This is a genomic window from uncultured Tateyamaria sp. (genome assembly GCF_947503045.1).
Lineage (GTDB): Bacteria > Pseudomonadota > Alphaproteobacteria > Rhodobacterales > Rhodobacteraceae > Tateyamaria.
Map to the genome: position 1 here is coordinate 1,070,994 of NZ_CANNCF010000001.1, position 24,062 is coordinate 1,095,055.

At 61.8% G+C, this 24,062-nt stretch carries 21 protein-coding genes; 8 read left to right on the plus strand and 13 right to left on the minus strand.

All coding sequences use genetic code 11. The annotated features are described in order from the left end of the window. Positions 1–40 precede the first annotated feature (40 nt). Entirely contained in the window at positions 41–784 is a 744-nt protein-coding gene (locus Q1A89_RS05495; RefSeq protein WP_299724714.1) for a hypothetical protein, read from the plus strand. Between the two features lie 64 nt (positions 785–848). On the opposite strand, the gene Q1A89_RS05500 is transcribed toward Q1A89_RS05495, so the two are convergent. The 7 genes from Q1A89_RS05500 to Q1A89_RS05530 all read right to left on the minus strand — a co-directional run bounded on the left by Q1A89_RS05500 (position 849) and on the right by Q1A89_RS05530 (position 8,590). After that, positions 849–2,669, minus strand: coding sequence for a M3 family oligoendopeptidase (locus Q1A89_RS05500; protein ID WP_299724716.1), 1,821 nt, complete (start codon positions 2,667–2,669; stop codon positions 849–851). A 139-nt stretch (positions 2,670–2,808) separates the two neighbouring features. After that, entirely contained in the window at positions 2,809–3,591 is a 783-nt protein-coding gene (locus Q1A89_RS05505) for an amidohydrolase family protein (protein WP_299726108.1), read from the minus strand. 257 nt (positions 3,592–3,848) lie between these two features. Continuing rightward, on the minus strand, positions 3,849–4,553 hold the full coding sequence (locus Q1A89_RS05510; protein WP_299724718.1) for a class I SAM-dependent methyltransferase: 705 nt from the start codon (positions 4,551–4,553) through the stop codon (positions 3,849–3,851). A gap of 179 nt (positions 4,554–4,732) precedes the next feature. After that, entirely contained in the window at positions 4,733–6,325 is a 1,593-nt protein-coding gene (locus tag Q1A89_RS05515) for an ATP-dependent DNA ligase (protein ID WP_299724720.1), read from the minus strand. Continuing rightward, positions 6,322–7,320, minus strand: a complete 999-nt coding sequence (locus Q1A89_RS05520; protein WP_299724722.1) for a ligase-associated DNA damage response exonuclease — start codon at positions 7,318–7,320, stop codon at positions 6,322–6,324. The genes Q1A89_RS05515 and Q1A89_RS05520 overlap by 4 nt, the downstream gene beginning before the upstream one ends. Positions 7,321–7,358: 38 nt before the next feature. Next, positions 7,359–8,300, minus strand: coding sequence for an alpha/beta hydrolase (locus Q1A89_RS05525; RefSeq protein ID WP_299724724.1), 942 nt, complete (start codon positions 8,298–8,300; stop codon positions 7,359–7,361). After that, positions 8,300–8,590 carry an SCP2 sterol-binding domain-containing protein gene (locus Q1A89_RS05530; RefSeq protein ID WP_299724726.1) on the minus strand — a complete coding sequence of 97 codons (291 nt, stop codon included), beginning with the start codon at positions 8,588–8,590 and terminating at the stop codon, positions 8,300–8,302. The genes Q1A89_RS05525 and Q1A89_RS05530 overlap by 1 nt, the downstream gene beginning before the upstream one ends. Positions 8,591–8,664: 74 nt before the next feature. Here Q1A89_RS05530 and Q1A89_RS05535 point away from each other — a divergent pair, with 74 nt between their 5' ends. The 5 genes from Q1A89_RS05535 to Q1A89_RS05555 all read left to right on the plus strand — a co-directional run bounded on the left by Q1A89_RS05535 (position 8,665) and on the right by Q1A89_RS05555 (position 13,705). After that, positions 8,665–9,222, plus strand: coding sequence for a tetratricopeptide repeat protein (locus Q1A89_RS05535; RefSeq protein ID WP_299724728.1), 558 nt, complete (start codon positions 8,665–8,667; stop codon positions 9,220–9,222). 30 nt (positions 9,223–9,252) lie between these two features. Then, positions 9,253–12,111 (plus strand): helicase-related protein, encoded by a 2,859-nt coding sequence (locus Q1A89_RS05540; protein WP_299724730.1) that lies wholly within the window; start codon positions 9,253–9,255, stop codon positions 12,109–12,111. Then, the gene (locus Q1A89_RS05545; protein ID WP_299724732.1) at positions 12,112–12,498 is read left to right on the plus strand and encodes an RNA-binding S4 domain-containing protein; all 387 of its coding nucleotides are present in this window, start codon (positions 12,112–12,114) and stop codon (positions 12,496–12,498) included. 52 nt (positions 12,499–12,550) lie between these two features. After that, positions 12,551–12,886 carry a ferredoxin FdxA gene (gene fdxA, locus Q1A89_RS05550; RefSeq protein ID WP_299724734.1) on the plus strand — a complete coding sequence of 112 codons (336 nt, stop codon included), beginning with the start codon at positions 12,551–12,553 and terminating at the stop codon, positions 12,884–12,886. 306 nt (positions 12,887–13,192) lie between these two features. After that, complete coding sequence (locus Q1A89_RS05555) at positions 13,193–13,705, plus strand: CarD family transcriptional regulator (RefSeq protein WP_299724736.1); 513 nt, start codon at positions 13,193–13,195, stop codon at positions 13,703–13,705. 53 nt (positions 13,706–13,758) lie between these two features. Here the strand turns inward: Q1A89_RS05555 and cobS are convergent, their stop codons facing one another. Next, positions 13,759–14,520, minus strand: a complete 762-nt coding sequence (gene cobS / locus Q1A89_RS05560) for an adenosylcobinamide-GDP ribazoletransferase (RefSeq protein ID WP_299724738.1) — start codon at positions 14,518–14,520, stop codon at positions 13,759–13,761. A gap of 72 nt (positions 14,521–14,592) precedes the next feature. Here cobS and cobT point away from each other — a divergent pair, with 72 nt between their 5' ends. Further along, complete coding sequence (cobT, locus tag Q1A89_RS05565; protein ID WP_299724740.1) at positions 14,593–15,600, plus strand: nicotinate-nucleotide--dimethylbenzimidazole phosphoribosyltransferase; 1,008 nt, start codon at positions 14,593–14,595, stop codon at positions 15,598–15,600. A 74-nt stretch (positions 15,601–15,674) separates the two neighbouring features. Here cobT and Q1A89_RS05570 read toward each other — a convergent pair whose 3' ends face one another. After that, the gene (locus Q1A89_RS05570; protein ID WP_299724742.1) at positions 15,675–17,552 is read right to left on the minus strand and encodes a monovalent cation:proton antiporter-2 (CPA2) family protein; all 1,878 of its coding nucleotides are present in this window, start codon (positions 17,550–17,552) and stop codon (positions 15,675–15,677) included. A gap of 128 nt (positions 17,553–17,680) precedes the next feature. Then, positions 17,681–18,136, minus strand: coding sequence for an Lrp/AsnC family transcriptional regulator (locus Q1A89_RS05575; RefSeq protein WP_299724744.1), 456 nt, complete (start codon positions 18,134–18,136; stop codon positions 17,681–17,683). 137 nt (positions 18,137–18,273) lie between these two features. On the opposite strand from Q1A89_RS05575, the gene hppD reads away from it, so the two are divergent. Continuing rightward, positions 18,274–19,368: a 4-hydroxyphenylpyruvate dioxygenase gene (hppD, locus tag Q1A89_RS05580; RefSeq protein WP_299724746.1), complete on the plus strand. Its 1,095-nt coding sequence runs from the start codon at positions 18,274–18,276 to the stop codon at positions 19,366–19,368. A gap of 52 nt (positions 19,369–19,420) precedes the next feature. Here the strand turns inward: hppD and Q1A89_RS05585 are convergent, their stop codons facing one another. The 3 genes from Q1A89_RS05585 to Q1A89_RS05595 all read right to left on the minus strand — a co-directional run bounded on the left by Q1A89_RS05585 (position 19,421) and on the right by Q1A89_RS05595 (position 24,023). After that, on the minus strand, positions 19,421–22,063 hold the full coding sequence (locus Q1A89_RS05585) for a hypothetical protein (protein WP_299724749.1): 2,643 nt from the start codon (positions 22,061–22,063) through the stop codon (positions 19,421–19,423). 143 nt (positions 22,064–22,206) lie between these two features. Further along, entirely contained in the window at positions 22,207–23,499 is a 1,293-nt protein-coding gene (locus Q1A89_RS05590; RefSeq protein ID WP_299724751.1) for an O-acetylhomoserine aminocarboxypropyltransferase/cysteine synthase family protein, read from the minus strand. A gap of 128 nt (positions 23,500–23,627) precedes the next feature. After that, on the minus strand, positions 23,628–24,023 hold the full coding sequence (locus tag Q1A89_RS05595) for a hypothetical protein (RefSeq protein ID WP_299724753.1): 396 nt from the start codon (positions 24,021–24,023) through the stop codon (positions 23,628–23,630). Positions 24,024–24,062 lie beyond the last annotated feature (39 nt).

The window sequence follows — 24,062 nt, forward strand, 5'->3', positions numbered from 1 at the left end:
TGCCTTGTTATGCAGGGGCGACCCTTTAGAGGAAGTTGACATGCTGCAGGGCGCACAATCTGTTCAGACGACACCGACCTATTACGAACCCGAAACAAAGTCAGGCGACGTAGAACAGCACAAATTGCGGGTTCTGATCGACGAGGTTGCGACGCTGCGCGGGCTGACCATTCAAATGGCCCTGCGCCTTATGTCGCTTGCGGCGGCTGATACCGACGCACAGCGCGCCGACCTCGTGCAGGAATTTCGCACGCTGTTTGCCCAATTTCAAAAGAACATGGACATGCTGTTCAGCTCGGACCCCCCGAGTTCCGAGCAATGCGAGAATGTCGAATGGATCAGGTCCATTGTTCAAAGCGATACCGAAAGGTCCGGACAGCTGCGCGACGTTGTGGCGACCGTCAAGAACATGGAAAGGTCGCTGATGTCCGGCAAGGTGCCCAGCTTTGACGAAGCGCGCGGCTTTTTTGATAAGAACTGGCCGATCGTGCGGGACAAGATGACCCAGATCATTTGGGATCTCTGGGCGGATCTGGACGACCGAAAATCAGACGCGATGAACGAAAACGCGTCCCTGAAATCGACCCTCAAGGTCACGCTGTCCGACATCAAACGCTTTTCAACGGCGATCCGCATGATTGCGATCAACACGGCCGTGCTGGCCTCGCGCCCGCAGGAATCGGGCGCCGGGTTCAAGGTGATTTCGCAAGAAGTGAAACAGCTGTCCGAGGATATTGATCAAAGCACGGGCCGCGCCAATGACGCCTTGTCCGGAATGCTCTGACACGTCACCGTGGCGCCTTGCCATGACCGCAGGCGGTCGATGATGGACGTCATTTCAGCGCGGTTCAGCTCTCCATCGCTTCCAATTCGTCGATAAAGCCCGAAATCATGCTCAGCCCCTTATCCCAGAATTTCGGATCAGACGCATCAAGGCCAAAGGGCGCCAGCAATTCCTTGTGGTGCTTGGATCCACCCGCCTTGAGCATATCGAAGTATTTCTCCTCAAAACCCTGCGTGCCCTCGGCGTAAACCGAGTAAAGCGCGTTCACGAGCCCGTCGCCAAATGCGTAGGCATAGACGTAAAAGGGCGAGTGTACGAAATGGGGAATATAGGCCCAGAATGTCTCGTAACCGTCCATGAATTCAAAGGCAGGCCCAAGGGATTCGGCCTGCACCGACATCCACAGCGCGTTGATATCGTCCGGCGTCAGTTCTCCGCCGCGACGGGCCTCGTGTAATTTGCATTCAAAGTCGTAAAACGCGATCTGGCGCACCACCGTGTTGATCATATCCTCGACTTTACCCGCCAGCATCACCTTGCGCTGAGCGTCATCCTTGGCGCCGTCCAGCATCTTGCGGAAGGTGAGCATTTCGCCAAAGACCGATGCCGTTTCGGCCAATGTAAGGGGGGTCGAGGACAGCATCTCGCCCTGACCCGCGGCAAGCACCTGATGCACGCCGTGGCCCAATTCATGCGCCAGCGTCATCACATCGCGCGGTTTGCCCAAGTAGTTGAGCATCACGTAGGGGTGCACATCCGTCACCGTGGGATGCGCAAAGGCACCCGGCGCTTTGCCCGGTTTGACGCCCGCGTCGATCCAGCCTTTTTTGAAAAACGGCTGGGCCAATTCGCCCATGCGCGGGTCAAATGCGGTGTAGGCGTCCATCACCGTCTTTTCCGCCTCGTCCCAGCCGACAATACGCGGGTCTTCCATCGGCAGCGGCGCGTTGCGGTCCCAGACCTGCATGACATCCAGACCCAGCCATTTGCGCTTGAGCTCGTAATACCGGTGGCTGAGTTTCGGATAGGCGGCGACAACGGCGTTGCGCAGTGCCTCGACCACTTCGGGTTCGACCTGGTTGGACAGATGCCGCCCGGTCTGCGCCGTCGGCATGCCGCGCCAGCGGTCCATGATCTCTTTTTCCTTGGCTTGCGTGTTGTGAACGCGGGCAAAGGTTTTGATATTGCTGGAAAACACCTCGGCCAACTCGCGCGCCGCGGTTTCACGCTTCTTGCGATCGGGATCGGTTAGAAAGTTCAGCGTGCCTTCGATGTTGAGCGCGTCGCCGTCGATATTGAATTCGAGCCCGGCAATGGTTTCGTCAAACAACCGCTCCCACGCATCGCCCACCACACCGAGGTCGTGCAGGAACTTCTCCATCTCGTCAGACAGCTGATAAGGTTTCATCGCGCGGATGCGATCAAAGATCGGCTTGTAGCGGGCAAGGTCCGCGTTTTGTGTCAGCAGCCCGCTCAGGTGATCGTCCTCAAGCCGGTTCAGTTCGAGTGTGAAGAAGACCAGCGGCGTGGTGTAATTGGTCACGCTTTCCTGCACGTCGGACATGAATTTCGCCCGGTCTGCATCCGTGGTCAGCTGGTAATAGCGCAGGCCGGCAAAGGACATGATCCGCCCGGCAATCTGGTTGATCCGTTCCTGGCGCCGGATGCAGTCCAGTAAACCTGCGGCATCCAGATCAGCCAGTTTCCCCTCGTAATCGGCGGCGAAGCTGGCGCAGGCCGATTCCAGCCAGTCGAGGTCGCGTTTCAGCTCCGGAGCGTCTTCGCCGGTGTAGAGGTCATCAAGGTTCCATTCAGGCAGGTCGCCCAGCGGTTCATCCCCGTTGGAAGCATTAACGTCGCGGACGGGGAAGGGCAGGTGAAACATGAAAAACCTCTTTGGTGTGTCGCGCCATAGGTATTGCCGGATTGGGGCGGGGGCAAGTGTTTCGCCGCTGTTGTGCAGCGGCGACCGACCGGGGGGCCAGCCCCCCGGACCCCCCGTGGTATTTTTGGTCAGAAGAAGATCAAGGCAGGAAAAGCCGATCGGGGTTGGCACACAGGATTTTCTGGCGTTCCTCGGCGCTGGTGATGGCGCTGAAACTGTCGGCCAGCGCGCTGGCATGTGGCATGTGCACACCGTTGAGCATCAGGTAAGGCCAGTCCGACCCCCACAGGCAATGATCCGGGTTTGCGTCGATCAGGCGTCGGATCAGCGGGGTGGCGGCATTCCAATCCGCGCAGAACCGGTAGGGGGCTGAGAGTTTGACATAGACCTGCCGCTCGCTTAGCAAGGCGCAAAGCGTGTCGATGGCGGGGGTATCCACGGCCATATCGGTGGGCCAGCCGCAATGATCGATCACGACCGGAACGGGCAGGGCGCGAATATCGTCGGCAATCTGCTCGATATGTTTGTCCGCATGGATGAGGATCTGGAGATGCATGCCGTGATCGGCAAGTGCGGCGGCCATATCCCGCGCGCCCTCCCAGGACAGCAACCCACCATGCACGTAGTTGAGGCGCACGGCGACCATGTTGGCCGCAGCGAAGGCTTTGACCTCCTGTGCGCTTGCCCCGTCCGGCAGCAAGCCGACCCCCTTGAACCCGTCGCCCATTGCACTGACCGCTTCGCGCGTCACGCTGATATCGCCGCCGTAAAGGATGGTATGCACGATCAGCCCTTTGTTGCATCCAAGGGCGGCCAGATGGGCGCGGTACATCGCCAGCCAATCGTCGAAATCGTAACCGGGCGCCGGGTTCTCCACGCGTGTGGGTGACAGCAGATGCTGAGGTCCACCCAGAAGATGCACGTGGGCGTCCCATGCTCCCTGAGGAAACGGTTTGGCGGGCGGCGTCGGGGCGAAGGGTGGGTTTGAATTATCCAAATGTCTCCAACATTTGATCGAGGGCAGCGACGGTCAAAACAAGTAAGTTGCCCAGTGCCTTAAATTTGTCGCCAATACTGACGAAGTAGGTTCTTCTTGGCGAAGAAAGTTATCGAATTGCCATCTGACGCGACCACACGCGAGCAGCAGGAAAAGCGTCACAACATTCGGCCATCATATGGTTATTGCTTTGGGCTTGGGTACATGTCCTCCGACACGTCTCCCGGAACCAAGTCCCATTTCAGTTTGGATTTGTCATAGGGGCCAGTTTTGCGCGCAACACTGAACACAACGCCATTCAATTTGTGCTTGTACATGTCCTGCATTGCCGGATCGGTCGTCAATGCGATAGGGCGCATACCAAGGCCTTCGTCCGATGCCAGCAGCTCGAAACCTGTGATGGGGTTGAAAAGGCCGCGAAAGGCGTTCTTTGGAAACCGCCAGAAATCCCAGGGCATTTCATGTTCGGGCCAAGCCGGGTGTGTGATGGTAAAAACATAGCCGCCTGGTTTCAGGACGCGGTTTATTTCCATTGCCGCCTTCCACGGAAACATCAAGTGCTCGAAAACAGCAACTGAATACACTACATCAAAATGATTGTTCGGCACCAGAGAAGAAAGCGCGTGCGCATCGCCCACAATATCCACATTCTCACCGGGAAGAACGTCCATGCCCACGTACTCGGTTGCTTTTGGAAAACTCTTGTGCCCGATATGACCGGTGACATTACGCGACCCGACTTCAAGCACTTTCAGGTCGTCGATTTCATTCGCCTTGGCTATCCATCGATCGAACTCCACCTTGGCGGGCTCAAGGTTGTGGTCCGACCTTGATGATTTGGACATGGAGTTGAGAATCTTCAGGAGCTTGAGGTGAACTTTTTTCATTCGGGACCTTGATGTAATGTAAAGCCGTCTGTGTGATCGAGGTTCAGTCATAGCTGAGCGTCTTTCCATTGGAAAGCGTGGATACTAAATGGGCATCGTTCTCCGCGTGGACCGTCAACACGACTGGGAAGGTTCGGCTGGGGCAAGGCGGAGATGCAATGTACTCCGAGTCACGCGTGTTATCCGAAGGTGTTCAGCATGTCATTGAGGTCATCGAGGCTGTTGGCCTCGTTTATCGGCTTATCATGGCGCCAGCGCGACATGCGGGGAAAGCGCAAGGCGACGCCGGATTTGTGCCGGGGCGAGGCCTGGATGCCTTCGAAGGCAATCTCGAACACGTGTTCGGGCGTGACGCTGCGCACCGGGCCAAACCGCTCACGCGTGTTCTTTTTCACCCATGCGGTGATCCGGCGAAACTCGTCGTCGGTGAGCCCGGAATAGGCCTTGGTGAAGGGGATCAGCTCGTTTCCTTTCCAGACTGCAAATGTGAAATCGGTGAACAGGTTGGCGCGCCGTCCGTGCCCGGATTGGGCGTAGATCATCACGGCGTCGATTGTGAGCGGGTCGAGCTTCCATTTCCACCAGTCGCCTTTCTTGCGGCCCGTAAGATAGGGGCTGTCCAGACGTTTCAGCATCAGCCCTTCGGCTGACGCATCGCGCGCGGTTGCGCGGATGGCGGCGAGCGCCTCCCAACTGTCAAATGCCACGCTGGGAGAGAGCTTGACAGGTGTATCTGAGGGGAGATTATCACATAGATCGCAGAGGGTTGCGCGTCGTTTCGCAAGTGGTTTTTGCCGGATATCGTCGCCCTGCCATTCCAGCAGATCATAGGCGTAAAGGATGACTGGAGCTTCGCTCAGCAGTTTTTTCGGGACCGTCTTGCGCCCGATCCGTTTTTGTAAGGCGTTGAAGGATTGCAGCCCGTCGCTGCTCCAGACCAGCAGTTCGCCGTCCAGAACGGTGCCATCGGGGATGAAATCCAGCGCACGGGCGAGTTCGGGAAAGCGGTGGGTCATCAACTCTTCGCCGCGTGACCAGACATAGTGAGCGCCGTCCCGCAGGATCAATTGGCCGCGGATGCCGTCCCACTTCCATTCTGCTTGCCACTCCTCTGGCTCACCGAGGGTTTCGGCAGCCGCATCAAGCCCATAGGCGAGGTAGAACGGGTAGGGGCGCGAGGCGTCGGAAGTGGGATCTTCCGCCTCGATCAGCTGTTCCCACGTGGTGCTGGCCGGATCCCAGTCGCCCATCAGGCGGTGCGCCATTTCGGCCTCGCCCCGGCCTGTGGCGCGGGCCAGTGCGCGGGTCATCAGTTTCTGGCTGATGCCGATGCGAAAACCACCAGTCAGCAGCTTGTTGAACAGGAACCGCTGGGTGGTATCGAGGCTGTCCCATGCGCTGAGTACCTCGGTCTTGCGCGCGTCTTCATCCACATCAGAAAGGCTGCGCAACAGATTGATCCAGTGAGATAAACCATGGTCTGTATCGGACGCTGGTGGCGGCAGCACCAGCGCGATGGTTTCGGCCAGATCACCGACGATTGGGTAGGACTCCTCGAACAGCCACAGGGGGATGCCCGCCACCTCGGCGCCCCATTCGCGCAGGCGCGTTGTTGTCACCGCTCGCTTGGGGCGGCGGCCAGAGAAGATGGCGATGGTCCAGATCCGGTCGGTTTCGGGTGCGGTCTGGAAGTAGTCTGCCAAGGCCGCAACCTTGACCGTGGTCTTTGTGGATTGGTCGATGGCGTTGAACAGGGCAGCAAAGGATTTCATGCGGCGTCCTCGGCCTCATCCCCGCCGAATTCGGTTGGGACCACCTGCGCGTTCCAGCCGGATTCACTCAGATAGCGCGCGAAGATGTCTGTGTAACCGTGCGTAACATATATGTTTTCTGCGCCAGTGGCTTTGATCGCCTCAAGCAGTCCCGACCAGTCCGGATGGTCAGAGATGACAAACCCCCGATCCCCTGAGCGTCGCCGCCTGATACCGCGCAGGGCCATCCAGCCGCTGGCAAAGGCGGTCTCGTTCGGGCCGAACTTGCGCGCCCATGCGGAATCGAGCGCTGAGGGCGGCGCAAGCACAAGCGCACCGGGATGATCCTTGGGCACAAGGTCGGGGCCTGCCAGAACCGTTGTGGGCAGGTCGATGCCCTGCGCGCGCATCACGGCATTGGTGTTCTCTATGGCGGTGTGGGTCAGGATCTGGCCGATCTCGGGGTCCAGCAGGGTCAGCAAGCGCTGCGCCTTGCCAAGCGCGTAGCAGCCCAGAAAGGCCGTCTTTCCTGCCGCCGCGCACCCGGCCCACCATGCATTGATCTGCGCGGCGATCTCGCGTTGGTCCTGCCAGCGGAATACGGGCAGGCCGAACGTGCTTTCGGTGATGAAGTGATGGCAGGTCACCGGCTCGAACGGGGTCGAAAGCCCGTCATCGACCACCTTGTAGTCACCTGAGGCCACCCAGACCTCGCCTGCGACTTCGACACGGATCTGGGCGGAACCGGGCACATGGCCTGCTGGGTGAAAGGACACCGATGCCCCGCCAATCTGGCGCACTTCGCCGTAACTCACTGTTTCAAGGGGGATATCACCCAACCGATGGCGCATGACCGGGGCGGCCAGATCCGTTGCAAGATACGCCCCCATACCGCCGCGCGCGTGATCGGCGTGGCCATGGGTGATCAGCGCCCGGGGTACGGGCCGCCACGGGTCGATGTAGAAATCGCCAGCGGGGCAATAGATGCCGGAAGGGGTGAAGGTCAGCGCGCTCATGGGCGCAAACCTAGCATGGGATCAGCGCGACGCCAGCCTCAGGCGGCCTGTGCGAAGCGGTCGGCGATGGTGTCAAAGATGTCAGCGCGCGCCTCGGGGCCTTCCATCAACACTTCGTGTTCGCCGCCGGGGATGACGTGCAGGGTACCGTTGGACCAGCTTTCCATGCGCGCCTCGATGCGGCCGATATGCACGATGCGTTCGTTGGTGCCCAGAAATGCGTCCGCCTGGACCGCAGGGGCGGGCATGCGTGCAAGAGCGAGCGTTTCGGCCAGTGCCTCGCGCAGCCACACGAAGCTGGGCCCGCCCAGTTCCAATTCGGGATGAGCGAGCAACTGGGCGCGCATCATCTCGAACATCTCTTCATCGGAGGTCAGCAGGTTGTCCTCGAACGGGGCGGTCAGCACATAGGAGTCAAGGACCCGTCCGGGCGGCAGGCGGTGCCCATGGCCGATGGCAGGCATGACCTGCCCAAGGGCCCACGCGACGGGGCGCAGTGGGGCAGCGATGCGAATGCCCCACATTGGACCGGTAAAGGCGGCGGCCGCCACCTCGAGCCCTTCGTGTAGCGAGCGCAAGCCGATGCAGCCGCCCATCGAATGACCAAGCAGATAGAACGGTTCGGGCAGGCCAAGCTCGCGCGCCGCTTCGACCATTGCGTCCACGTCTTTTTGGTAGTCGGCAAACAGGCCGACATGACCGACGCGGTTTTCGTCCAGCAACCGGTCGGCAAGGCCCTGACCGCGCCAGTCGATGATCAGGCTCGCAAAACCGCGCGCCGCAAGGTCACCGGCGGCAGGCGCGTATTTTTCAACATATTCGGTGCGCCCGGGAAACAGGAGGACAGTGCCTTTGGCCTGATCCGGGCGATAGACGCCCAGCCGGATGCGCACGCCGTCGCTGGCGTGTACCCAATAGGCGGCCCCGTCCAGTGGTGCGGGGCTCACATCGGTAAAGAGGGGGGCCGCCGCAAGGGTCATCAGGCCAGGACAGATGCCAGTGTCATCGCCATGCCCATGTCGCCATCAACTTTCAGCTTGCCGGTCATGAAGGCAGATGTGGGGTTGGTTTCACCCGAAAGGATCGACTTGAACGTTTCGGCATCCGCAGACAGGGTCACATCCGCAGGCTCGTCACCCGCGCGCGCGCCAGAGGCGTCCATCATCACGGCACCTTCGCCTTCGATGTCGAACTTCGCAGTGCCGGTAAAATCGGCGCCGGCCAGCTTTTCGTTCAGCACGACGACAGCTTCGTTCACGGTGTCACTCATCTTTGATGCCCTTTTTGGCTGCGACCGCCTATGCGTCTCTGGAATTTACCGCGCGGCCTGTTACATTCATCGTTATGGGCACACATTTGCGTAAACTCTACCCTGTCGTCACGGCACTTTTACTGACAGTAGGGAATTCCTTACCCGGGCACGCGCAATCTTCTCTTGACGAGATGATGCAGTCGCTGCGCAAGGCACAACCTGCAGAGGCCATTCGCCTCAGCCGCGAGATCGAGCGGGAGTGGGCCAAATCGGGGTCCACCTCGCTGGATATGCTGCTGCGCCGGGGCCGCGAGGCGCTGGAGGAAGAGCAGATCGACATCGCCATCGAGCACCTGACGGCCGTGACCGATCACGCCCCAGAATTTGCCGAAGGCTGGCATGCCCGCGCCACCGCGTTTTACATGAAAGGCCTTTATGGCCCCGCCCTGGATGACCTGCAGCGCGCGTTGATCCTGAACCCGGAAAACTACAACGCCCTATTTGGTCTGGGCGTGATGTTGCAGGAATTCGGCGATGATGCGCGGGCGCGGGACGCGTTCCGGCAGGTTCTCGACTTGCATCCCAACCACGAAAACGCCAGCAAGGCGCTTGAGCAGCTCAAAACCAGAGGCATCGGCCTCGAGCTTTAACAAGTACCGAGCCATCGGGGGGATCAGCCCATGTCGGGCGACGCACGCGTGGTGGCCGTTCTCGGCCCCACCAACACAGGCAAGACCACCTATGCCATTGAACGGATGCTGGGCCACCGCACAGGTGTGATCGGCCTGCCGCTGCGCCTGCTCGCGCGCGAAGTCTATGACCGTATTGTTGCGCTGCGCGGTCCATCTGTCGTGGCCCTTGTCACGGGCGAAGAACGTATCGTGCCGCCCCGCACCCAGTATTGGGTCTGCACGGTCGAGGCGATGCCGGACGGCATGGGCGTCGATTTTCTGGCTGTGGACGAAATCCAGCTCTGTGCCGATCCAGAACGGGGCCATGTGTTCACCGACCGTCTGCTGCGCGCGCGCGGCCTGCACGAAACCCTGTTTCTGGGGGCCGACACCATGCGCGGCCCGATCCGCGCGCTGGTGCCCGAGGCGCAGTACATGCACCGCGAACGCATGTCCCAGCTGGTCTATTCGGGTCAGAAGAAGGTCAGCCGCATGCGCCCCCGCTCGGCCATCGTGGGGTTTTCGGTCGACAACGTCTATGCCATCGCCGAGCTGATCCGCCGTCAAAAGGGCGGGGCGGCGGTGGTGATGGGCGCGCTGTCCCCGCGCACCCGCAACGCGCAGGTGGACATGTACCAGAACGGCGAGGTCGACTTTCTGGTGGCCACGGATGCCATCGGCATGGGCCTGAACCTCGACATCGATCATGTCGCGTTTTCGTCGCTGTCCAAATTCGACGGGCGCCGGATGCGCCCGCTGGCTCCCAATGAACTTGCCCAGATCGCGGGCCGCGCCGGGCGGGGCCAAAAGGATGGTACGTTCGGAGTGACGGGCGATGTGCGCCCGCTCGATGACGGTACGGCGCAGGCGATCATGGATCACCGGTTCACGCCGCTGCAAAAGCTGCAATGGCGCAACCATGCGCTGCAATTCGGCACTATCGACGCCCTTGTCCGCAGCCTTGAGTCACCGCCCGATCACGAGGTGCTGGTGAGGGCGCGTGAGGCGGACGACGTCATGGCGCTGAAATCGCTGGCCGAAAGTGCGGAAGTTACCGCGCGCTGCACCGACGGCCCGTCAGTGCGCCTGCTCTGGGATGTCTGCCGGGTGCCCGATTTTCGCGGCATCAGCCATCAGGAACATTCCGGGCTGCTGGACGTTGTGTTTCGATACCTGCACGAACGCGGCTCCATCCCCAATGACTGGATGGCGCGCCAGATCAAGCGCATTGACCGCTCGGACGGCGACATCGATGCGATCAGCAAACGACTGGCGTTTATCCGCACATGGACCTATGTGGCGCAACGCAAGGGGTGGGTGGACGATATAGACCATTGGCGCAGCGAGACGCGCCATGTAGAAGACCGCTTGTCAGATGCTCTTCATGAAAAGCTGACACAAAGATTTGTAGACCGGCGCACTTCTGTGTTGTTGCGCCGGCTGGGCCAGAAGGAGGCCATGGTGGCCGAAGTAAACGATCAGGGTGAAGTGAGCGTCGAGGGCGAGTTCGTCGGCAAGTTGGACGGGTTCCGGTTCTCTCAGGACAAGGGCGCAGGTGCAGCCGAGGCCAAGACGATCAAGACTGCGGCCTTGCAGGCGCTGGCCCCCCATTTCCATCTGCGTGCGGATCGCTTTTACAACGCTCCTGACACCGAAATCGACTTTACCGAGCAAGGTGGCCTGATGTGGGGTTCCGCTGCCGTGGGCAAGCTGGTTGCCGGGTCGGATGCGCTGAAGCCCCAAGTCGAAGTGTTTGTGGACGATGTCGCTGGCCCCGAGGTTGCCCAGAAAGTGCAGCGCCGGGCGCAGCATTTCATCGACCGCAAGGTGGCGGCCCTGTTCGAACCACTTTTGAACATGCAGCGCGACGAGGCGCTGACGGGCCTTGCCAAGGGCTTTGCCTTTCGTCTGATCGAAGCGCTTGGCGTGCTGCCCCGCGCGGCTGTGGCGGACGAGGTCAAGGCATTGGATCAGGACGCGCGCGGCGCGCTGCGCAAGCATGGCATCCGCTTTGGCCAGTTCACCATCTTCATGCCCTTGCTGCTGAAACCCGCCCCGACACGCTTGCGTCTGGTGCTGTGGTCACTCTCCAAAAACTTGGGCGAGTTCCCCGAATCCCCACCCCCCGGTCTGGTCACCATTCCTGCGATGAAAGACGCAGGCGAAGGTGCCGACACGATGGCCGGGTATCGCAACGCAGGTGAACGCGCGATCCGCATCGACATGCTGGAACGTCTGGCGGACATGCTGCGGGCCGAGGATTCGCGCGGCGGCTTCGAGGCCAAGGCCGACATGTTGTCGATCACCGGCATGACGCTGGAACAGTTTGCGAGTCTCATGGAAGGACTTGGCTACAAGGCTGAAAAGGGCGAACGGGAGAAGGTAAAACCTGTTACAGCCGTTGTGACCGAAGAACCCAAGGCCGATGCGCCAGTTATGGATGCAGACGCCCCTGCCGATGTGCCGGAGGGCGTTGCCGATATCCCCGACGAGGGTCAGGCCCCGGTAATGGCCGAAGCCGCAGAAACCCCCGAAGTGCCCGCCGAGATCCCGGCCGTATCTGACACCGAAGTCGAACCGGGTACAGCCGCTGATGCAGAGGTCGCAGCCCCTGAGATCGAGGTGTTCTACACCTTTACCTGGGGTCGTGCCCCTGCGGCCAATCGTGGCCGCCCGGCGCAAGGCGGCAAACCGCGCGGCAAGGGCGGGCAGGGTGGCAAGCCCAAAGGCAAGGGCAAGGGCCCGCGCCGGGACGGCGATGGCGGCAAGGGGCAGAACTTTTCCGCCCGTCCGCCTCGTAAGGAAAAGCAGATCGATCCCGACAACCCCTTTGCGGCAGCCCTCATGGGGCTCAAGGACAACAAGTAGGTGTCCGACCCAAGCGACAAACTGCGGCTGGACAAATGGCTGTGGTTTGCGCGCTTTTTCAAGACGCGATCCCTCTCGGCGGCCCGTGTGGCCGCAGGCGATGTGCGTGTGAATGGCGAGCGGGTCACCAAGCGGGCCACAACCATTTCGGCAGGCGATGTGCTGACCTTTGCGATCGGCGATCGCGTGCGCATCATCGAGGTGGTTGCCATCGGCACACGGCGCGGTCCTGCGCCCGAAGCACAGACGCTTTACTCCGATATGTCCCCCGAAGCGGCCCCGCGCGAAACGCCCGTTTCGGAAAATCCGCGCTTTGAGGGAAAAGGGCGGCCAACCAAGCGGGACCGACGGCAGGGCGATCTTTCCCGTGCCCGCCACCTTGAATGATACGTCACACTCATTTACCTACCCCGCTGACCCATATGATACGAGCGCCCGCATGACCTATATCGTCAATGATTCCTGCATTGCCTGCAAATACACCGACTGCGTCGAAGTCTGCCCGGTGGATTGCTTTTATGAAGGCGAGAACATGCTGGTGATCCATCCGGACGAATGCATCGACTGCGGTGTGTGCGAACCCGAATGCCCCGCTGACGCGATCCGCCCGGACACGGAGCCGGACATGGAAAAGTGGGTCGAGTTCAACCGCAAGTATTCCGAGATGTGGCCGGTCATCATCACCAAGAAAGACCCGCTGCCCACCGCCGACCAGATGGACGGCAAGGAAGGCAAGATGGAGATGTTCTCCGAAGCGCCGGGCGAGGGTGGCTGAGCCAGTCCGAATCGCCTGATAGGGGTCGAATTTCTGCACCTGCGGCATGAACTGCGCGGCGTAAGGGGCTGAAAAACAGCCAGCTTTCCACCTGTGCCTCAAGGTAAGCTTTCGAATCTTCGATTTTTGTGTTATGTTACCGTTACAACTGACAGACGGATGCACCCTTGGCCGGTCGACCACCGACGCTGGCCCGCTGAAAAACTCGACCCGAACCGCACCTTAGGCGTGGCATGCTTGCCCCGGCTGATGCGGATTTGACTGTCGAAAAAGGGCCGCGTTCGATGCGTCTTATGAGGATCAAGAATGACAAAATCAAAGAAACTCGACTTTCGCCCCAATGAATTTGTGGTCTACCCCGCGCATGGTGTTGGCCAGATCATTTCGGTTGAAAGCCAGGAAGTGGCAGGCATTTCACTCGAGCTGTTCGTGATCTCGTTCGAAAAGGACAAGATGACGCTGCGCGTACCCACCAACAAGGCGACCGAAATCGGGATGCGCGCCCTGTCGAGCCCGGATGTCATTGCGCACGCCATGAAGACCCTGAAGGGCAAGGCCAAGGTCAAACGCGCCATGTGGTCGCGCCGTGCACAGGAATACGAACAAAAGATCAACTCGGGCGACCTGATCGCGATTGCCGAAGTGGTCCGCGACCTGCACCGCACCGATGATCAGCGCGAGCAAAGCTATTCCGAGCGTCAGCTTTACGAAGCGGCTCTTGAGCGTTTGACCCGCGAAGTCGCGGCCGTATCGGGTGGCGACGAGGTTGCGGCCTCCAAGGAAGTGGGTGATGTGCTGACCAGCCGCGTCGCGGCCTGATCCACGCACCTTAGCGAATTTGACAAAGCGCGCCTCGTCGGGGCGCGCTTTTTCTATATAAGGGCGGCGAGGGTCAGCAGGACGGCGATTTCCGTGCAGACTTGTGCAGCCCCCAGAATGTCACCCGTCTGACCGCCGATCTTGGCTTTTGCCAGCGCCCCGATCCCTGCGGCCACACCACCCGCGATGATCAGCGCTACCAGACCCGGCCCTCCGGCAAGGACGATCCCGCAGGTGGCTGCGATTAGCATGGCCGTGATAACGGGGCCCGCGTCCGGCCGCCCGACACTATGGGCCAGCCCGGTTTCGCGCGCATGGGGCAGGGCCAGCATCAACGGCGTCATCATGGCGCGAGACATGACCAAGGCGGCGACCAGCCCGCCCGCGCCCACCTCGGCCAGCCCCAGCCAGCGCAGACCCATCGCGAGGATCAGCGCAAGCATGCCGTAGGCCCCGATCCGGCTGTCTTTCATGATCTCGAGCCGTCGCGCTGCGTCTTGCCCACCCCACAGCCCGTCAGCGGTGTCGGCCAGGCCGTCCTCGTGCATGGCACCCGTCAGCAGCACCAGCGCCGCCAACATCAGCCCCGCGGCGAGCATCGGCGAAAGACCGATCAGCAGGGCCACCCAACCGATCAGGGCCGCCATCCCACCGAGCACCAGCCCCACCAGCGGATAGGCCCAGACGGCCCGCGCCCCTTGGGCAAAGGCGTGATTGGGCAGGCGCGGCAGCGGCAGGCGCGTGAGCAGCACAAAGGCCGCAGGCACGTCCCATAGGCGCTGTTGCACGGTGGTGTCGGTTTCTTCGGCTGCCATGTCCGGTCCTGACTTGCGGCTGGGTTTGCATTGGGTAAAGAGCATGGGACAAACAGGCAAGGACCAGACGCGATGAGCTTTGACACATTGGACGGATTGCGTGCCCTTTTGGGCGACATGCCGGGGCAGGACGCTGCAGCAGTGGCCGGGGCCGAGGCGCGCAACGGGCAGTTGACCAAACCCCCCGGCGCGCTGGGGCGTCTTGAGGATCTGGCGATCTGGTATGCGGGCTGGCGCGGTGATGCGCGCCCTGCGATTAACGCGCCACAAGTCATTGTCTTTGCGGGCAATCACGGGGTGGCAGCGCGCGGCGTGTCTGCATTTCCGCCTGAGGTGACCGTGCAGATGGTGGCAAATTTCGAACATGGCGGTGCGGCGATCAACCAGTTGGCCAAGGCATTTGGCGCGCGCATGGACGTGGTGGCGCTGGACCTTGAGACACCGACAGCAGATTTCACAACTGGCCCTGCGATGCGCGAGACCGAGGTGGTCGCGGCCCTGCGCGCGGGCTGGGATGCAGTTGATGAAGGCAGCGATCTGTTGGTCGTGGGCGAGATGGGTATTGGCAACACAACTTCGGCTGCGGCCATCGCCGCGCGTCTATTTGGTGGCGACGGGGCCGACTGGACCGGGCGGGGCACCGGCGTCGAGGGTGACGCGCTGGCGCTGAAAACCCAGGTGGTGAATGATGCGCTGGCCGCGCACAGTGATGCGGGCGACGGGCTGGATGTCCTGATGTGTCTTGGCGGGCGCGAGTTGGCTGGCATGGCCGGTGCCATCGCGCGCGCGCGGTCCTTGCGCATTCCGGTGATCATGGACGGGTTCATCTGCACCGCCGCTGCCGCCTGTCTGGAACACACCACGCCGGGTGCGCTTGATCACGTTGTGGCTGGTCATCAAAGTGCTGAAGGGGCGCATCCGCGTATGCTGGAGGCCTTGGGCAAGGCACCGCTTTTGTCGCTGGGCCTGCGCCTAGGTGAAGGATCGGGGGCGGCGCTGGCAATTGGCGTGTTGAAAGGGGCCGTCGCCTGCCATTCGGGCATGGCCACCTTTGCCGAGGCCGGTGTGGCGGACGGATAAGGGTGCCGGGCGGCTCTGTTTTCATGGCGCTGAAAGCGCATGAAAAGACGCCCGCCCGCCGACCCACGCACGGCTCAGGCCCGTTTGGGTTCGTCCTGCCGGGCGGAGAGTGAAACTTCGAGGTCCTTTTCCAACTCGCGCGCGCGCGCCACATAGGCGTCGTTCTTGGAGGTGGGGATGCTTGGATCCCACAGCTCGGCGAGTTGACGCACCGCGTCCCGGTCATGGGTATAGAACAGGTGTTCGGCCTCGGCCGCTTCGTATTCGCTGAGACCCAGGTTTTCGAGCGCATAGCGCCCGGCCCGCAGCGAGGAATCAAACATCTCGCGCACGATATCATCCGCCCCCGCTTGATAGAGGTTGTAGACATGCACCCGGTCATAGGCCCGCGCGATGATATGGATGTCGGGCCGCACCTTGCGCGCATAGGCCACAAGCCGCGTGGCGGCCTTTGCATCATCGAGCGCAACCACGAGGATGCTGGCGGTGTCGATTCCGGCGGCATGCAGAATGTCGGGGCGGCTGGGATCACCCAGAAAACTCTTGAACCCGAACCGGCGCATCAGGGCGATGGTTTCCATGTCGTGATCCAGCACCACCGTCTTGAAGCCCGTGCCTTGCAGCAGCCGGTTCACGATCTGCCCAAACCGCCCGATCCCTGCGATGATGACAGGGCCTTGTTCATCGATCTCGTCGGCCTCGATTTCGCCATGGCTTTCGGCCATGCGTTTGGAAATCACCTCATAAAGGATGAACAGCAGCGGTGTGATCAGCATCGTCAGCGCAATGACCAGCAGCAGGGTTTCGGCCACCGATTGCGGGATGACACCCTGACCGACCGAAAACGCGGCCAAAACAAAGCCAAACTCGCCCGCCTGCGCAAGGCCGAGAGTGAACAGCCAGCGATCCCGCCCCCTGATTTTGAAGGTGACGGCCAGAATATAAAGCACAAGTCCCTTGAGAAAGATCACCAGCAGCGCCATCGACAACAGTGCAGGCCAGTCCGCAAACAGAAGGGCAAAGTTGATGCCCGCCCCTACGGTGATAAAGAACAGACCCAGAAGTAGGCCCTTGAACGGTTCGAGGTCGGTTTCCAGCTCGTGACGGAATTCAGAGCTGGCCAGCACCACACCGGCCAGAAACGCTCCCAGCGCAGGCGAGAGGCCCACGAGCATCATCAGGAACGAAATCGACACGACGATCAGCAGGGCAAGGGCCGTGTACATCTCGCGCAGGCGCGCGGCGTGGATAAAGCGGAACACGGGCCGGGTGAGGAAAATGCCCGCCAGAATGACTGCCGCCACTGCGCCGATGGTCACAAGGGTCACACCCCATGCAGGCAGCCCGTCCACAAGGCTGAGCGTGCCGTGCCCGTGGCCGCCGCCGTGATCGTCATTGGCCAGCCCGATCGATCCGTCAGGTGCGATCTGCACCGGCAGGGTGACCGCGATCAGCGGCAGAAAGGCAAGGATCGGGATCACCGCGATGTCCTGCGTCAGCAGCACCGAGAACACGGAGCGTCCGCCGCCCGTCTGCATCAGCCCCTTTTCCGACAGGGTCTGCAGCACGATGGCCGTCGAGGACAGGGCCAGCGTGAGGCCAATGGCCAGCGCCACGCCCCAGGGCTGGTCGTAGGCCATCGCCACGCCCATCAGTGCAAGCGTCGACAGCACCACCTGCGCGCCGCCCAGCCCCAGCAGCTTGTGCCGCATGTCCCAAAGCGCGCGGGGTTCAAGCTCGAGCCCGATCAGGAACAGCATCATCACCACGCCAAATTCGGCAAAGTGCTGCAAATCCTCGGTCTCGGCCCCGACGAGGCCCAGAACCGGCCCGATCAGGATGCCAGCTGCCAGATAGCCCAGCACCGAGCCCAACCCAAGCCGCGCGGCTATGGGCACGGCCAGCACGGCGGCTGCCAGATAGATCGATGCCTGATAGAGAAAGCTTTCCATGACCATGGCCCCTGAGGTTGGCCTGAGGATGTGAGGCTTTGGCCCCGAGTACAACCGGCAACACGCATGAAAGGCCGACAAAGCCATGCAATCGGTGACGCGATGCGCGATTTTGTGCGAGGGTCGGCTCAGGTCGGCAAGGGGCCGTCCCGTTTCAGCTGGTCCATCACGATCTGGCTGTGCACCCGCGCGACGGCAGGGTGGGGCAGCAGCACGTCGTGGATCAACCGGTTAAGCGCGCTCAGATCGGCGCAATAGACCCGCAAGAGGTAATCCGCATCGCCGGTCATCGCCCAGGCGCTGGTAATTTCGGGCCGTGTGTCGAGCAGGCGGGCAAAGCTGGCAGAATGTTCCGGCCCGTGGGTGCTGAGGTGGACCTGCACGAACCCCTGCACACTCAGTCCCAGCCGCGTGGCATCAAGGCGAGCGACATAACCTTCGATATAGCCCTCGGCCTCCAGCCGCTGGCGACGGCGCCCGATCTGGCTGGCCGACAGGTTCAGCTGCTCGCTCAACTCTTGGGCGGTGAGGTGGGCATTGTGCTGAAGAGCGGCCAGAAGGCGGGAATCAGTGGAATCAAGCATGTGCGATCATTCCTGCATGGTTGTAGGGAATTATGCGGGAAGCGTGCATGATTTGGAAGTTCGGAGCGTTGATTTGCGCACAAAATGCACCGATGGCGGTGTAAACTGCGCGAAATCGCCTTGTCAGGAGACGCAGCATGGGTCCTTTTCCGCACGATGCCCCGAAATCAGAGATCACCGAAGCCAACCCAATGGGCACGGACGGGTTCGAGTTTGTCGAATTCGCCCATTCCGACCCAGAAGAGCTGCGCACCGTGTTCACGCGCATGGGATACAAGAAGGTGGCCCGTCACAAGACCAAGGCCATCGAGCTGTGGCAGCAGGGCGACATCACCTATGTGCTGAACGCCGAGCCGAACAGCTTTGGCGCGCGCTTTGTCGAGGCGCACGGGCCCTGCGCGCCGTCCATGGGCTGGCGGATCGTGGATGCGCAGGCCGCCTTTGAGCGGGCGCTGTCACTCGGGGCTGAGCCTTACGAGGGCGATGACAAGGTCCTGGACGTGCCTGCGATCTACGGGATCGGGGGCAGCCTGATCTATTTCGTGGACCAGTATTATGACACCTCGCCGTACAATGACGAATACGAGTGGCTCGAACAATCCAAGCCGCGCGGCGTCGGGTTCTTCTACCTCGATCACCTCACCCACAACGTCCACAAGGGCAATATGGACACGTGGTTCCGTTTTTACGGAGACCTGTTCAACTTCAAGGAAATCCGCTTTTTCGACATCGAGGGCAAATTCACCGGGCTGCTCAGTCGGGCGCTGACCTCGCCTTGCGGTCGCATCCGTATCCCGATCAATGAAGACCGGGGCGAGACCGGGCAGATCGTGGCCTATCTCAACAAATACAAGGGCGAGGGCATCCAGCACATCGCAGTGGGCTCGGACGACATCTATGACAGCACCGACGCGATTGCGGAAAACGGGCTCAAGTTCATGCCCGGTCCACCGGATGCCTACTACGATCTGAGCAAATCGCGCGTTGTCGGCCATGAAGAGCCGCTGGACCGGATGCGCAAGCACGGCATCCTGATTGATGGCGAAGGCGTCGTGGATGGCGGTGAGACCAAGATCCTGCTGCAGATATTCTCGAAAACCGTGATCGGACCGATCTTTTTCGAGTTCATCCAGCGCAAAGGCGATGACGGTTTCGGAGAGGGGAACTTCAAAGCGCTCTTCGAAAGCATCGAGCAGGAACAGATCGACAGCGGAGAGCTGGCCGCCGAGTAGGGCGGCGTTTTCTGATATCAGAAAACCGGGCGGAAACCGTGCCGGTTTCCGTTCAGCCCTGCGGCATCTTCAGCACCAGATTGCGCCCGCTTTTCTGATAGCGCAGCTCGGAATCGCCAATGGCTGATACACGGCCTCCGTCGAAACGATCCCCCACTTCGACCTTTTGATACCGCCCGTTTGGCAGGCGCACCAAAGCGCGCCGGTTGGACGGGGTGCCATAGACCCCGATCAGGTTCACGCGACGCAGGTTGATCGCGTTGCGCACGGTTGCTTCGCGCGCAACGGAAGCCGTGGAGGGAATGGAAGGTGTGACCGTGCGCGGCGCAACGGAGGCCACGCGCGCAGGCGCCGGGGTCGCTGCCGGTGCGGGGGTGGCGCGCGCGACGATCCGCTGGAAATTGCGTGGCCGGGTTTCTGGGCGCAGAGAGGAGGCTGCGGCAAGGGCTGAAGGTGGTGCCTCTTCCTCGACCTCTTCGCGCTGCAAATCATCCGCCTCTTGCGGTGCTTGCGGGCGCAGGCGCGGGCGCAGACCGGCCAGTTCGCTGCGCGACAGCCCGCCCAGCGTGGCCCGTTCGTTCTGTTCGACCAAATCGGTCGGGCGCAGTTGCGGACGTATTTGGGTCACGACGGATATGTTGGGGTTCACCGCCTCGCCGGTTTCAAGCCGCACAAGCGACGCGGGCGGTTCGACCGGGGGACGTCCCAGATAGACGGTAAACCCATCCGGGCTGAGCGCGCCCTCGATTGTCGGAATGATGCGCCCTTGCGCGTCGCGGGCGAAATTCGTACCCGCTGCCGCCGGAGAGGTCACAAGCGCCAACTGGCGGTCCGTCTGGAACGAGGCTGCGCTGGGCAGGGCAACCGCATCAAGCGCCGGACTGACCGGGTCGATGCCGGTCACATAGAGGTCTTCGATCTCGATCAGGCCGGTGGGGGCGGGCACCTCTGGTGCCTTGGGCCAGATGCCGGTGACCGCATAACGCGCCTCGAGTGCTGCGGCGTCCAGTTCTTCGGGTGCAACCGGGTCGGGCAACGGGTCGCGCAGCGCGTCGAGCACGGCGGCATCCTCGGCACTCAGCCCATCCTCGCTGAGGCTGTCGTTGAGTGCGGCCACAACGACGCCATCAGCCGCTGCCTCGACATCCGGTTCCAATTCGGTGGTCGCCCCGACATCTTCGGCCAAAGACGCGCGGGTGTCGTCCGGGAGGGTCGAAGCCAGCGTGCGTTCCTGACGGGGGAACAGGCGCGCGAGCCCCTCATCCAGAAACACCGAAGCCCAGGCCGCGACACCGGCCAGAAACACCAGCAGCACCGCCATCAGGATCAGGCCCAGATAGCGGGGCTTTCCACCCACAGCACCGTCGCCGCGCGCGCCAAACACGGTCATCCGCTCGGTTTCGAGCGTCGCTTTTCCGGACCGGTCGGCATTTGCGACAACGCGGGCGGCGGCACGCGGGCTTGCCTCGTCCGTTGTTGGAGGTGCCTTGCGCCGCGACAGGAACCCGCCGGCGCGGGATTTGGCGGGCGTGACCAGCGGGGGCGCGGCCCGGTCTTCGGGCGCTGCCGCCAGAGGGGGCGGGCTTGGGCGCAGGCTGTCGGTTGCCGATTTGGGAGGTACAGACAGGTTGATCTCTTCCGGCGCCTTGCGGGGCGGCGGCGGGTCTGCATCGGTGGCTTTGTCTTGCCCCGATGGAGGCGCAGTCAGCGGCGGTGTTGTGCGCGCAGGTGCTTTGTCTCGCGACACACCGCCAAGGCGCAGAGGCGCGGCGGTGGAGGACGGATCCTGTCGCCGCCGCGTGGCGAACCCAAGCAGCGGCGGGGTTGTCGTTTCAACTTCTGCTTCGGCGGCACTTGGGGTGTCATCCGCTGCTTGAGGTGCCGCATCTGTTGCGGGCTCGTCGATGGGCAGGACCGGCGCAGTGACGTTGGCTGCAATGACGGGTGAGACTTCGGGCGTTTCCGCCTCTGGTTCGTCTTCAGGTGCAGGTGCGGGGGGAGCGGGCTCAGGCGCAGCTTCGCTCTCTTCCGGCTCTGGCGTTGCCTCGCTCACTTCGGGGGCGGGATCAGGCGGTGTGTCCTCTTTGACGGGCTCCGGCGCGGGTGCCTCTGCAATTGGCTCAACGACTGGCGGCGCGGATTCTTCCGGCTTGTCCACGATGACAACGCGCACGCCATCAGGCTCGACCTCGGTACCGGGCGGTAGGGCCGTTCCGGCATGGGCGGTGGGGCCAAAGAACGGCTCGCCCAGAAACTCCGCCCCGATCCCGGCGGCAACAAAGCTGAGCGGGGTAAAACCGTGCTGGACGGCAAAGTCTTCGGCCTCTTGCAGGGTCTCGCGGGCAACGGCGGCCACGTGGGTCGCATCGCCATCGGGCGAGATGTCAAAGGCCAGCGCGTCCACCGGGTAGGGGGTCGCGCCGTCCAGGGCCACGCGCGCAGCGGCGCGCCGGGCCGCGTCGTCCATGCCGGGAGTATCGATGGTCAGATATTTGATCTGCTCATCCGGGATGATCAGCTTGGTGCTGAGCGTTCCGGAGGCCACCGCCTCACCGCTTTTGCGCAGGTCGGCCAGCGCATCGCCCAAGGTTGGGTCGGACACCGACACTTCGCCCAAGCGATGCCAGCCACCCGCAGCGCGCTGCAGCAGGCGGATCCCGTCAAAGGACAAGGACAGCGCAAATTCAGGCTTCATGGTCGGCCCTTAGCAAGTTTGGTGCAGGGATGAAACGCACCTCTCAGTCGTACTTAGGATAAAGCAGGACTTTGCCCATGCAAAGTAAAAGCCGTGTACGGCCCTGCGCGCCCAATCGGGTACATGCGCAGGGACGCATAGGGTTAGCTCGCGGCCTTGGACAGGGCCTGATCCAGATCTGCGATCAGGTCGTTGACATCTTCGGTCCCGATCGAGACGCGCACGACTTCGGGGGCGGCCCCGGCAGCGCGCTGTTGTTCGACCGTCAACTGGCGGTGCGTGGTCGAAGCCGAGTGGATGATCAGCGAACGCGCATCCCCAAGGTTGGCCACGTGGCTGAAGATCTCCAGCGCGTTGACAAGCTTGACGCAGGCCTCGTAGCCACCCTTGATCGCAAAGGTGAACAGCCCGCCCGCACCGCGCGGGCAAATCTTGGCCACACGGTCATAATAGGGCGAGGATTTCAGACCTGCATAGGTGACGTATTCGACCCGGTCATCCGCTTCGAGCCAGTTGGCGATCTTGACCGCGTTTTCGACATGGCGGTCCATGCGCAGGGAAAGGGTTTCGGTGCCCATCAGCGTATAGTGTGCTGCTTGCGGGTTCATCGTCATACCCAGATCGCGCAAGCCGATGGCGATCCCGTGGAAGGTAAAGGCGAGCGGGCCGAACGTCTCGTGAAACTTGAGCCCGTGATAGGCCTGTTCCGGCTGGGACAGGGATGGGAACTTGTCATTTGCGGACCAGTCGAACTTGCCGGAATCCACCACGCAGCCGCCCGTCACGGTGCCGTTGCCGGTGAGGTATTTGGTGGTCGAGTGCACAACCAGCGTGGCGCCGTGTTCGATCGGGCGGCACAGGTAAGGTGTGGCTGTGGTGTTGTCGACTATCAGCGGGATCTCAGCTGCATCCGCAATGGCCGCAATGGCATCGAGATCGGTGATGTAGCCGCCGGGGTTGGCGATGGATTCGCAGAAGACCGCGCGGGTCTTGTCGTTGATCGCTGCCTTGACCGCATCGAGATCGTCAAAGTCGACAAATGTCGCCTCCCAGCCGAAGCGTTTGATGGTGTGGCTGAACTGCGTGACGGTGCCGCCGTAAAGGCGGGTCGAGACGACAACGTTCATGCCCGGCGACATCAGCGGAAACAGCGCCATGATCTGCGCTGCGTGACCCGAGGAGCAGCACACGCCGCCCACGCCGCCTTCGAGCGTGGCAATGCGTTCCTGCAGCACGGCGACCGTGGGGTTGGTCAGGCGGGAATAGATGTATCCGACCTCCTGCAGGTTAAAGAGGGCGGCGGCGTGTTCGGCGTCGCGAAACACATAGGCCGTGGTCTGATAGATCGGCGTCTGGCGCGACCCGGTGGCCGGGTCAGGGCGGGCGCCTGCGTGAATTTGAAGGGTGTCAAAGCCGTATTTCGGACCGTCGGTCATGTCTGTCTTCCTTTGCCATGGGGCGCTGTGGTTGCGCTATCGATAGGCAAAGCGGACGGTCTGGGCAAGGTGGTGGCGCAAGAATTGGCCGCGATCAGCGCAAGGCAGGGGCCCAGCACCGGGGGATGTCAGGCGATCTTGGGCATCGCGATACTGGCGGGCACTTCGGGAAAGGCGAGGACGGTATATTCGACCAATTCGATCCGTGGAAACAGCGCGCCCGCATCGCGATAGAACACGTAATGCACCTGGCTGGTGCGCAGGCAGACCCCGTCGGCGTTGATGTGATCCCACTCGACCCATACGTTGGAGTATCCATTCACCGTCAGGCCTTCGGCCAGAATGCGCGGGTTCATCCGGACAATCCCGGCCCGGATGGCCGCATCGCGGTACAGCGACAAGCCCTCTTTGAGGGTGCAGGCGGCCCCGAACACCTGCAATCCGTCATCTGCATAAAGCGGCATGGGATATGCGAAATGCTCGGCAACAGAATCCAGCCGGTTTTCCCAAAAGTTCCGTGCCATATTTTCAAGAAATCGAAGGTTGAGATGTGCCACGACGAC